The following is a 9115-nucleotide window of genomic DNA, read 5'->3' as shown; positions in this document are numbered from 1 at the left end:
CAGTCCTTCTGGTTCGTGCGGCTTTCCGAATTTTCAGAGTCCTGCACACGCTGATGGAGCGAATCCAAGCATCCCGACGCAAGACAAAGCTGGGCGGCAGCAAAACCCAGACAGTCACGATTTGCTCCAAGTACGTCCATTATTTACACCTTCCACTGTGAGCAGACCTGGCGCAAGATCGCAGAATCGGCAGGCATCCACGCCATTCGCTCATGTTCCATCGCCCGGTCTAATTCCTGCGAAACTCCAATCGTCAAAACACAGTATTCCTCATTATAAAAAAGCAGCCGGCGGGACAAAAACGTCCCGCCGACTGCATATAGGGTTTTATGTACGTCCGCCGCTTATTTCCCCAATGCTCGATAGAGGAAGGCAACAATTTGGGCGCGGGTGCAGGAGTTGCCGGGGCTGAACACGGTGGCGGAAGTGCCGCCGGTCACGCCCTCGGACACCGCCCAACGCGCCGCCTCGGTGTAATAGCTGTCGGTGGGAACGTCCGCAAAGTTCATGGCGTAGTTCACCACAGGCTTGCCCGCCGCACGCCACAGGAACGCGACCACCTGCGCGCGGCTGCAAACGCCGCCCGGATTGAACGCGGTGGCGGAAACGCCGCCGGTCACGCCCTTTTCCACGGCCCACAGGACCGCCTTGTAATAATAAGCGTCGGGCTTCACGTCCGTAAAAGGATTGACCGTGCTCGTCGGCTCCGGGCTGCCCATAGCGCGCCACAGGAACGTGACCGCCTGCGCCCGGGTGCAGACCGCGTTGGGCGCAAAGGTAGTGGCCGTCTTACCTCCGGTCGCATGATTATCCAAAGCCCAAAGCACTGCATTATAGTAATAGGCATTTCCCGCTACATCCGTAAACGGGTTGGGATCAGTCAGCAGTGCATACTTGGAAAGGTGGGTGGTTTCAAAAACGAAGCACTTATTAACTGCATCGTAGTGTCCGCCCATATTCTCAATCGTGCCGTCGTCTTTGACGTACCAAACGGTAAGTTTAGAGGTATCCTCGCCCTCCTTGGGCGTGTAGGGAACGGAAATCGTGAGCTTGCCCCCACCGAAATCAGTGATCTTTGCGCCATTTGCAAGGATATTCACGTCCACCACGATGGCGGAAGCCAGCTTGTCGCCCAGCGCTTTCTTCTGTTCGTCCGTCAAGCCGGAGGTCTTGACGCTCTGGACGGAAACGGCAACGTCCTTACCGATGCTGACGCTGGCGAGGGCGGTTTTGTCCAGCGCCACGGTTCCGGTGGGCAGCTTTACCTCCAAGCCGTCCGTGCCGCTGTTCTCAGCCATGGTTTTAACGGTGCCAGCTGTCAGCTTTGCACTGTCCGCATTTTTGACGCCGGACAGGTTGAGGGAGATCATCCCGGTGTTCTTACTAGCGGAGACGATTTTGTTTACCTGCTCATCAGAAATGATTACATTCGCCGTAGTTCCGGAAACGGTGGCGGAAATGTCCGCGCTGCCCGCGTCAGAGGACGCGGGAACCTTGACCGTGCTGCCCCCGGTGCTGCCGGAGCCGGAACCGCCACCAGAGCTGTTGGCGGGGTCGGCCGTCTGGGTGGGGGCGGGATTGCCGCTGCTATCCAACGCCCAGAACTTTGCGCCCGCCGCTTTGCCCTCCGCGCTTCTCGCCCAGCCGTTCAGGGCGTTGAGCAGCGTGGTGGAGGCGTTGGGGACATAGAGATTGGTGAAGGTTTTCTGGTCAACCTCGCCCACATAGTCGTTGACCGGCGTGATGTTTCCGGTCACCGCGGTAAATGTGCCGCAGCCGGTCAATACACAATAATCGATAATCTCATATCCGATCAGTGTTCCATTATCAATCACGGGGTTCAGAGCAATATTCTGCCCCACCAGCGCGCCAAGATAGTCGCCCGGCTCATAATGATTGTTGTTCTCGGGGTTTGCGTCCGTACCCACCGGGCTGTTGGCGGCTGTCACCGCGCTTGCGAGGGAGTAGCAATTCTGAATTTTTCCGTCATCCCCATCGCCGCCTGCATAGCTTCTGCCGGCCACGCCGCCGACCGAACGAGAGCCTGTCACTGCTCCCACATTGCAGCAATTGCGCAGAATGCCGGTGCTTCCAGTAATCCCACCAGCCACACCGCCGACATTATTATTACCTGTGACCGTTCCCTCGTTGAGGCAGTTTTCTATCTTGGCAAAATTAACAACCTGCCCCGCCACGCCGGCAATATAACTACCTGTCCCGCTGACAGAAGCGCGGTTGATGCAGTTGACAATGCTCCCCTCCTTGCCCTCGGCACCAGGAATCGAGCCAGCAATGCCGCCGACACTACTACTTCCCGAAACCGTGCCGCTCACCGTGCAGTCGGATATCGTGCTTTGGGGAGCAGACCCCACAATCCCGCCGACGAATCCCTTGCCGGAAACAGCGCAATCCGCCAAGGTGAGATTGCGGATAGAGGCTCCCCGCGCATAGCCAAACAGGCCCTGTCCGTTTGTACCGGGTGCATTGTCGGTCAGGTTGCGGATGGTTTTGCCGCCGCCGTCAAACGTACCCGAAAAGGGGCGGTCGGATTGATGGTTGTAGGGATCATATTTGCCAATGGGCGTCCAGTTTGACACGCCGGAGAGGTCAATGTCCGCCGTCTGCTTGTAGTAGGCGGAGACGTAGGCTTCCTCGCCTCGGTTCACAGCGTCGGCGAGGAAGAGCAGGTTTGAGGAGCTGGAAATTTGATAGGGGGAAACGGAGGTTCCCTCCCCCACAGGCTTCACAAGGTCGATTGCCGCCGCAGGCAGCGGCAGCAGGGTCAGCGCCATGCACACGCACAGCAAAATGCTCAACAGTCGTTTTTTCATGTGGTTTCTCTCTCCAATTCGTGATTAATTTGTTTGAGTAACTCCAAGAGGGAGGCAAAGGATTCCTCGGAGCCGTATCCATTTTGCAAGCGCCCCTGCCATTCGCCGTGCTCCGTGCCGGTGATGGTCAGGGTAAACGTTCTTTCCATAATCTCTCCTCCGTTATCTGCTGCACGCCGGGGGTGGGTCCGTGCCGCAGGTATCAAAAAAATCGCCAAAGTCCAGAATAAACGCCGCCGTCGTCAGGGCGATTTCCCATTCCTCCTTTTCCGGGCCATCCCGTGCCCGCAGCAGTGCGGAAACGACGGCAAGCGTCTGCGGCTGTCTTGCCAGCGCCCGCAGAGCAGCGGCCTGTCCCTCATTCTGGGCAAAGCGTGATTTTCCATCCCTCTGAATTCCAACACATCCGTCCATTTCCGTTAACTCCGCACCGGGCTTCAAAACAACAAACAGTGTTTTTTCCATGCTGCCCTCCTCATATGAGTTCCAGCTTCTCTGCCGCTTCCTTGGCCTCGCTTCTTCGGTTGACGCCCAACTTTTGCAGAATGCGGCTCACGTGGGTTTTTGCCGTTGCCAGCTTGATGCCCAAGATGTCGCAGATTTCCTGATTGCTCATGTTGTGGCACAAAAGCTTTAATACCTGCTGCTCCGCCGCCGTCAGCGGCTCCGCCAGTTTGACCTCCGGCTTGAGGAACAGTGGATAATTCACCGCCTGTATCCGAGTGGCGGCAATTAGTTTTTCCAGATGCGTACCGTCTTTTTTCCAATCGCAGGCGGTGAGCAAGGGCAGAATCGCCGCGCCATACTCGGCCACGGGACAGATAAAACCATACTCGCAGGTCAAGTCCAGTACGAGGGACAGTTCCTTTCTCCATTGTTGGTTCCCCATACGGAAATGACAGACTGCCGACAGAATGTGGATGTAGATTTGATCCATGATCCGGTTGCATTTCTCCGTATAGGGCAGCAGCCGCGCCAGAATCATCAAAGCGTTGATGCACGCACCGTTTGCGATCTGCACCATGGCTTTGGTTAAGTAAAGGTACCGGTGCAGCGCCCAAATACGCAAATCGTCCTTGGGCGCCTTCTCCTTCATCCAGCGGTCAAGGAAAACCGCGTCCCCCTGCCGCATTCGGATGCGGCACAGCAGCGCATCCATATTGGGGAGAAACCGCGTTTCGCCTGTTTCCACAAATCGGCCACGCAGATTTTCCACAGACGCAAAGGCCATCTGCGCCTGCCCTTGTGCCATCTGCGCCCGGGAGAGCAGGCCCACCGCCGCAAACTCAATGTCCGGCGAACCGTATCGCTGAATATCGGATAATCTGGAAAGCAGCGTCAGCAGCTTTGGTTGGTACTCTTCGCCTTTTTCAAAGTAACTTTCGCAGATGGCGCAGTCCGCAAGGCCAACGCCGTCCCGGCCTAAAATGCCCTCCACAGGCTTTCGCATGGTGGCGTAAAGAATATCGTCTTTTTTCGACCACTCACAAAAATCCTTGCCGCCGTTCATCAAGCTGGGCAGGGTGCTGGTGACGGAAAAAGCAGGCAGTTTGAGCTGTTTGTCGCCCATTACCTGAAACACACTGGCAATGATCTCAATGAGTCCTTTACTGCCTCGCTGGGGCAGCGCAATGTCGAGATAAGCCAGCCGCCCTCTGGCGTCTCTGTACTCCGGTTCCGATTTTTTCCGTCCGGCGGCAAAGTTTTGCAGTTCTTGATACCAGTGTTCTGATCGGTCAAAGTCCATAAAGAGGGAGCAGAGCATACTCATGCCCGCCATAAGCGTGGGGCTACGCAGGATTTCTTCTCTGGGCATGGCAAAGTAGTATTGCTCCATCTCCAAGTACTGCCCCACACCCACGTGCATCTCCGCGTTTTTCACCAGCAGTTCGGAAATCCTGCGGTGGTCGCCCACCCGGGCGTAACAATCCAGCGCTCTCTTCATTTCGTCCCGCAGCTCATAGTAAAGCCCCGCCCGGGAAAACAGCGCCTTTTGCTCGTCGGCGTTCAGCTCCTGTCCCAACTTCCAGAGCAGGAATGAGCGAAAGATGGGGCGCAAGGTCAGTTGTTCCGGCGCACCGGGCTCCATCATGGAGGTGCTTTCCTGAAGCCGGGCCACCAGCTCCCCGGCGCGGCTGTCGCCGCTTAAAAGCCGCGCCAACTCCGCATCAAAGGTTTCAAAAGGCGCAACCTCGATTAAAAGCTGTTTCAGCGGCACTTCAAACCGGCGATAGACCATCTCGTCAAAATAAAGGAATAGCTGCTGCCGTCCAACGTTTAAAGCCGCTTCGCTGTAACTGCCCTGTTCAGACAGTAGGCGCAGCAAAATGGCCAGCGCTACCGGGTAGCCCTAGGTATCGCTGAGCATCGCGCTCAGTTCCGTACCTGTAAGGGATACGCCGTAGGCCTCCGCCAGCGCTTTTGCGGCGGCTTTGTCCAGCAGCAAATCCTCTAATCCAAATGACTCCATCACCCCTGCAAACTGAAAGGGCATGAGCCAGCCGGGAATTGCGCCCCGCGTCAGAAGAACGAAATGCCGCTCCCGTTCGGTGCGGATTAATTCGCAAAGCGTCTCCTTGTCTCCGCTGTCCTCCATCAGATGCAGGTCGTCCACCGCCAGCACTTCGCAGCATTCCTCCATGGCATCCGGTGAAAAATCCTCGTCCGCCACACTCAGAAAGCAGGTGTTATAGCGTTTTAGCAGTTCCCGTGCTACCACGGTTTTTCCGCTGCCGCAAGGGGCATGAAATAACAGCACCCGGTTGTGCTTGTAAGCGAGGGCAAAGCGCTCTCGCAAAAGCTCCGGGACAATCGTCGGTTTGCTTTCCAGCATCTGGGTGTCTCCTTTCAGGAGTGTCGGACTCTTCCGTCTTGCCGCCTGCTAAACCTCACGGCAGAGCATTGTAATTAAATTCTATAACAGTATACCAGCAAGCAAAAAATCTGTCGTCCATCTAAAGTATGATTTTCCATATTTTTAATTAATTTCCAAATAAATTGATGTTTAGAACTGGAGAATTCCTTGCACCGAAGGCTTCCTATTGCCTCTGCTTTGCTTCGCTTCGACAACTGCTCCGTAAGGTATCCGTTGAATATGCGCTATTTATTTTTTACCGTTTCCGACCGCAGCTTTAAATATTCATACTCAAGATTTTTCCACTGTGCGTTTAACTCCTCAAAGTTTTTCAGGGCAGCGAGCATTTGAGGCGAGTGATAGGGCACCTTTTCCGCCACCAGCTGCCGCAGTTCCTCCCGCGCCCCCTCCACATCCACGCCCAGCGTATACAGCCGCGCGGCGGATTGGAGCAATAAGTCTTTCTCTGTGTACATTTTTTATCTCTCCTTTAATTTTTAATTTAACCCTTTTGAGTTATTTTAACTCAAAAGGGTTAAACATTGCAAACAAAATTGGATACTCTGTTTCTTAAGAGGTGATGACTCATGACAATTGGGAAAGCTGTAAAGGAGCGCATTTTAGAATTATGCGAGGAACGAAACTTGTCCGTTAATAAGCTCTGCTCCATGAGCGGTGTCACACAATCCACTGTAAATAACCTTGTCAGCGGGCGCAACAACAGCGTTACAGTTTCTACCATTAAAAAACTCTGCGATGGGCTTGATATTGGCATTGAGGACTTTTTCCGCTCAGACCTTTTTCATGGTCTGGAGCAAGAAATCCAATAATCCTTGCATATCTCAAAACGAGAATGGAACCGGTTGTTAAAATGCGTCTGGAATTGAACCGCATTTTTCGGCCTGTTTCGCACCTCGGCCAGTGCTCAACGCACCCCCTTTCAGCGGATTATTGCGGTCGGCAAAGCAATCGATTTTTTTATTGTCATCCCTTCGTCCATGGGATATATCCCATACATTATAGCACAGGCTTTTGATTTGGGATACATCCCATACGATATATCGCAAATACTATTACAATGTATTTGCGATATATCAAGACGGGGGGAAAGCATGAACGCAAAAGAAGCCGTTGCGCGGAGAATCAAGGAGTTGTGTGCACAGCGAAATATTGCAATCAATGGTCTGGCAAATTTATGTGGTGTGCCGCCCTCCACCATTTACAGTATGCTGAACGCAAAGAGCAAGAATCCGGGCGTCGTCTCTATTCAAAAGATTTGTGACGGCCTTGAGATCAGCGTCCGGGAGTTTTTTAACAGCACGCTGTTTGAAAATTTAGAACAGGAAGTTAAGTGATGAAATGCATCTCGAATGGAGACGCATTTTTTTGACGGAATTTGTGAAGGCATAGGTCGGCCCTGCTGAGGCGGCGGTTGGATGCGGATAGGGCCGTCATCACAGTTGTGCGCGCTCTTTCGGCTGAGACTTAGCGTAGAGATTTTTGAGCGAAACGCCCCGGCGGCTTTTTGGCGCACATTCTTTCGCTCCGAATTTTGCGCTGCGCGGCATTTGTTGTGTTGGGGCATGACGCTGGACGCAGACCTCGCCTTTTGTTTACCGGATCATGGTTGCCAAATCAGAACCCACCCTTTACCGGAATCGGTAAAGGGTGGGTTTTTGCTCATCTGCCCGTTTTTTCCCTATGCGGCTTATAACTCCCGCATCAAATGAAACGTCTGCATTAAGTCCAGTTTTCCATAGCCCCACTGGGTGTTGGGATAACTCATCGCCGCACTTCGAGAACAGCCCCGAATAAGATAGGCGCGAATCTGATAGGTGCTCAACGCTACGTCATTTTCTTCAACGATTCCCCATTGCAGCAATAGCGCACAAGCACCGGTTGTAATTGCCGTGGCTATACTCGTGCCGCTCATGACCTTGGGCCCACCCGGCAGATAGCCCAGCACATTCACTCCCGGCGCCACTAAATCCGGCGCCATCATCGGGGTTCTTGTCGGCCCCCAAGAGGAGTTGATGTAAAGACTATTATTGAAGCTATTATACGCGCCACAGCAAATGGAGTGGAGCATTGTGCCGGGAGAGGTGATGGTGTAGTACGGCGATGCGGATAGAAATTCAACGCTTTCGTCCACAAATCCTGTAAGCGGAAGCCAGCAGTGGAACGTCCCATCCAGAACAATATCTCCATGTACAATAATTGTCCAAAGCCCCGGCGTGGCATTTCGTATCTGAACAACCGTAAGTTGTGCGCCGCTTACCTCCACCGGTAAAAAGTATCGCACAACTACAACAGAGCGTTCCAAGAGCAGCTTTGTTTCTTTCGACGGACCTGCCTTTGCTGCAATGCGGCTTACCAACTCTCCGGATGGTGACCGTATCGCTACCGAAAGTCTATCCGAAATGGTATTCCATAAAGAAACCATAACGTCTCCGGCGTCATCTCCCACCCGAATATCAACATTTTGGGTTTCCCCCGCCGACTTTAATTTGCCTTCCATATGGTGTCTGGCTTGGCTTTCATTTCCCGCGGCCGTACACAGGCACACACCCTTTTGGCTGGCAACTCCGCCTAAATACTCTGCAAAAACGCTGAATCCATCATGCCCGCCAAAATTTGTTCCAAGGCCAATACATATGGCGACAGGTTTTTCTAACTCATGTGCTTTTTTCAAGATATACTCCACACCAACCATGACTGAGCTGGATGAAAAAGCGTTTTGCTGTGTCGGAGGCACAAAAAACGCGTCTAAATAAAACGGTTTTGCCAGAGGCAGTTTTACCGCAATGATATCTGCGCCGCGTGCCGCACCAACAAAATCACCCAATTTACGTCCTGCGGCAATGGACGCGACAAACGTGCCGTGTCCCGAAGTGTCGCGCTGCGGCACAACATCGTACGGGTTCGGCGATTTTAGCGCCTCATTAATTTGCGCGTTTGTATATTCCGTTCCAATCGCAAATCCTTCCGGTGCATTCCCAATTCCGGTTTGGTCATACAAATATCTGATTTTACTGGTGCCGTCATCCCGTATAAAAGCGGGCTGCGTAAAGTCAATTCCGGTGTCCACAATTCCAACCAGTACATCCCGGCCATCAAGATCCAGATAGGGCTGATTGTAAATCTGCGTGATTCCTGATGCATCCAGCGGTGCATCAATCAATGGTCCCAATACAATGGATTCTGTGGTTGCAAAACCGGGTCCCAAAACCGTGACAAGCGATTCAATCTCATGCCTGTTGATGTAGCAGAGCAGATAGCCGCCGGACAAGGTTTGCGCTATGACAAGTCCGGGATCGTTTTTTGCATATTCGATAAAAAATGAGTTCTGCCTTGTAACAAAATCCACCGAGTCGGGCGAATTAAAAAAGTCTAATTCTGCTTGTGTGAAAGCCATGCTCTCCTCCCATTC

Annotated in this window: 9 protein-coding genes; 2 read left to right on the top strand and 7 right to left on the bottom strand. The window is 53.1% G+C overall.

Going from position 1 to position 9115, the window contains the following annotated elements:
• Positions 1-344: 344 nt before the first annotated feature.
• The 6 genes from ON16_RS12465 to ON16_RS12450 all read right to left on the bottom strand — a co-directional run bounded on the left by ON16_RS12465 (position 345) and on the right by ON16_RS12450 (position 6161).
• On the bottom strand, positions 345-2831 hold the full coding sequence (locus tag ON16_RS12465; RefSeq protein WP_040663191.1) for an S-layer homology domain-containing protein: 2487 nt from the start codon (positions 2829-2831) through the stop codon (positions 345-347).
• A complete protein-coding gene (locus ON16_RS15835) occupies positions 2828-2980 on the bottom strand; it encodes a hypothetical protein (RefSeq protein ID WP_158441629.1) in 153 nt (50 codons plus the stop codon). The genes ON16_RS12465 and ON16_RS15835 overlap by 4 nt, the downstream gene beginning before the upstream one ends.
• Before the next feature lie 13 nt (positions 2981-2993).
• Entirely contained in the window at positions 2994-3296 is a 303-nt protein-coding gene (locus ON16_RS12460; protein ID WP_040663188.1) for a hypothetical protein, read from the bottom strand.
• A gap of 10 nt (positions 3297-3306) precedes the next feature.
• Positions 3307-5157, bottom strand: coding sequence for a LuxR family transcriptional regulator (locus tag ON16_RS12455; RefSeq protein WP_144032129.1), 1851 nt, complete (start codon positions 5155-5157; stop codon positions 3307-3309).
• A 24-nt stretch (positions 5158-5181) separates the two neighbouring features.
• Positions 5182-5664, bottom strand: a complete 483-nt coding sequence (locus tag ON16_RS15670; RefSeq protein WP_144032128.1) for a hypothetical protein — start codon at positions 5662-5664, stop codon at positions 5182-5184.
• Between the two features lie 266 nt (positions 5665-5930).
• Positions 5931-6161 carry a hypothetical protein gene (locus ON16_RS12450; RefSeq protein ID WP_040663186.1) on the bottom strand — a complete coding sequence of 77 codons (231 nt, stop codon included), beginning with the start codon at positions 6159-6161 and terminating at the stop codon, positions 5931-5933.
• Between the two features lie 111 nt (positions 6162-6272).
• Between ON16_RS12450 and ON16_RS12445 the strand changes: the two genes are divergently transcribed.
• Entirely contained in the window at positions 6273-6515 is a 243-nt protein-coding gene (locus tag ON16_RS12445) for a helix-turn-helix domain-containing protein (RefSeq protein ID WP_040663183.1), read from the top strand.
• A gap of 282 nt (positions 6516-6797) precedes the next feature.
• Positions 6798-7040: a helix-turn-helix domain-containing protein gene (locus ON16_RS12440; protein ID WP_040663180.1), complete on the top strand. Its 243-nt coding sequence runs from the start codon at positions 6798-6800 to the stop codon at positions 7038-7040.
• A gap of 353 nt (positions 7041-7393) precedes the next feature.
• Here the strand turns inward: ON16_RS12440 and ON16_RS12435 are convergent, their stop codons facing one another.
• Positions 7394-9100 carry a S8 family peptidase gene (locus tag ON16_RS12435; RefSeq protein WP_051131749.1) on the bottom strand — a complete coding sequence of 569 codons (1707 nt, stop codon included), beginning with the start codon at positions 9098-9100 and terminating at the stop codon, positions 7394-7396.
• Positions 9101-9115: the final 15 nt, after the last annotated feature.

This window comes from Oscillibacter ruminantium GH1 (genome assembly GCF_000307265.1).
Taxonomy (GTDB): domain Bacteria; phylum Bacillota; class Clostridia; order Oscillospirales; family Oscillospiraceae; genus Oscillibacter; species Oscillibacter ruminantium.
Note: the sequence above shows the minus strand (reverse complement) of the source record. Positions and strands in the feature narration are given on the sequence as shown.